4 protein-coding genes are annotated in these 1,960 nt (G+C 58.5%); 2 read left to right on the top strand and 2 right to left on the bottom strand.

Annotated features, from left to right (window positions below):
* On the top strand, positions 1-765 hold a 765-nt coding region (locus WD429_RS01220; protein ID WP_368420349.1), incomplete at its 5' end, for an O-antigen ligase family protein.
* 30 nt (positions 766-795) lie between these two features.
* Here WD429_RS01220 and WD429_RS01215 read toward each other — a convergent pair.
* The gene (locus tag WD429_RS01215) at positions 796-1,104 is read right to left on the bottom strand and encodes a HigA family addiction module antitoxin (RefSeq protein ID WP_368420348.1); all 309 of its coding nucleotides are present in this window, start codon (positions 1,102-1,104) and stop codon (positions 796-798) included.
* Between the two features lie 18 nt (positions 1,105-1,122).
* Positions 1,123-1,398: a type II toxin-antitoxin system RelE/ParE family toxin gene (locus WD429_RS01210; protein WP_368420347.1), complete on the bottom strand. Its 276-nt coding sequence runs from the start codon at positions 1,396-1,398 to the stop codon at positions 1,123-1,125.
* 234 nt (positions 1,399-1,632) lie between these two features.
* On the opposite strand from WD429_RS01210, the gene WD429_RS01205 reads away from it, so the two are divergent.
* On the top strand, positions 1,633-1,899 hold the full coding sequence (locus WD429_RS01205; protein WP_368420346.1) for a hypothetical protein: 267 nt from the start codon (positions 1,633-1,635) through the stop codon (positions 1,897-1,899).
* Positions 1,900-1,960: the final 61 nt, after the last annotated feature.

Genomic DNA, 1,960 nt, shown 5'->3' with positions numbered 1-1,960 from the left:
GTGCAGCCCCGGGCCAAGTGGTGGGTAGCGCTGTTGCTGCTTGGTGCCTTGCGGGGCATCCTGAGCTCGCTGTTCTCGGGCAGTCGCGGGGGTTGGGTGGGGCTTCCGGTCGTGCTGTGGGTGCTGTATCGGGCCTATGGGCGCGACCTGCCGACCAAGCTCAAGTTTGGTGTGATTGCCGTGGTAGTGATTGGCGCCGTGTCAGTGTATGCAGTGCCGCAGATAGGCGTTCAGCACCGAGTGCATATGGCCTTCAGTGATGTGTCGAGTTATCTCTCGGGTGAGAGCCAGACCTCCTCGGTGGGGGCGCGTTTCGAGATGTGGAAGGGCGCCCTGCACTTGATTCAGGAGAAACCCTTGGTGGGCTGGGGCAGCAACGGCTACCACGAGGCCATGCTCGAGCTGAGCGAGGAGGGCGTGGTCAATCGCTACGTGGCCGAACGCTATGACCATGCCCATAACGAGTTCATCGATGCCACCGCCAAGCGTGGCGCGATCGGCTTGCTGGCCTTGTTGGCGCTCTATCTGGTGCCGATGAAACTGTTCGCCAGGCAGCTCCATGCCGCCAACCTGCAAGTGCGGGCCTTGGCGGTGGCCGGCGTGCTGCTGCCGGTCGCCTATATCGATTTCGGCCTGACGCAGACGCTGATGGAGCACAACAGTGGCGTGATGGTGTATGCCTTCTGGCTGGCGGTGTTGTGGGGAAGCTTCAGGGTCAGACCCCAAGGACGCGGCACAGGCGGCCATCAGGCTGGTGGGGGATGAGAATAAAGTGTCATCCCTGAAAATAAAGATTCATCCCACAAGCTTCAACGAGGGCACCGCGCTGACGTCTACTTCGCGCTCGGCGTGCCAGGCGTCGTGGGCCGCCTGGAGGCGCAGCCATAGCCCGGGGCCGTTACCGAACAGCTTGCCGAGGCGTGCCGCTATTCCTGGCGATACTGGCTTGCGCGCTGCCAGAATAGCGTGCAGTTGCTGGCGTGAGATGCCCAGCATCTGCGCGATGTCACTCTTGCTGTAGTCCATATCCTCCAGCATGTCTTCGATCACCTCGCCGGGGTGCGGCGGGCAGCGACTGGGGTTTTGCTTCGCAGTAATAGCCATGGTGACCTCACCTCTCAGTCAGTGGTATTGCTCAAATTTAACTTGATAAGCGTTGCCGTCCTCGAATTCAAAAGTGAGGCACCAGGGGCCGTTCACATGTACGGTGTAGCGCTTAGGGTTTAAGCCCTGCAAGCCATGGAAGTTATAGCCTGGTAAGTTGATATCCTCGACGCTGGTGGCTTCGTTGATCACGGCCAGGCGGATCAGGATGCGCCTATGCATACGCTTGTCGATCCTGGATTTACCGGTTTCCCAAAGCGACGCCAGGCCCTTGTTCCGAAAGGTCTTGATCATGGGAGTAGTGTAATCTGTTTGATTACAGGCGTAAATAGAAAGGTTACACTGCTGATTCCTGGTGGATGGTCAGAGAGCTCGGCGTAGCCCTCAGGGTCAGATCCCAAGGGCTACCAGCCTGGTAGTTGAGGTCAGCGAGCCGCGATGGCGATGGGAAATCGGTGAGTGGCACTCAACGGGTTGTCAGTTGACAACCGTCGATCTCTTCCCCCATGCTGACCTTCAAGAGATTTCATGAAACGCTCACGTCATAGCAAGAAAGAGATCGAAGAGGCGCTGACATATGCCGAAGCCCACGGCTGGCGAGTAGTGCCATCAACCGGGCATGCCTGGGGACGACTTTACTGCCCACACAACGACAGCGAATGCCGCTGCGGCGAGTTTTGTATTGTGAGCGTATGGAGCACGCCGAAGAATCCGGCCAACCACGCCAAACAGTTACGTCGTGTCGTCGACAACTGTACCGGTGGCGCATCCTCCGAGGAGGACGACAGATCATGACCGACTATGACTTTACCCTGAAATTTGCCATTCCCTGCGGCCTCGACATGGAAACCCTGGA

The sequence above is a fragment of the Marinobacter sp. genome (assembly GCF_040904845.1).
Classification (GTDB): Bacteria; Pseudomonadota; Gammaproteobacteria; order Pseudomonadales; family Oleiphilaceae; genus Marinobacter.
The sequence above is the reverse complement of the archived record's forward strand: the minus strand, read 5'-3'. Positions and strand labels throughout refer to the sequence as shown.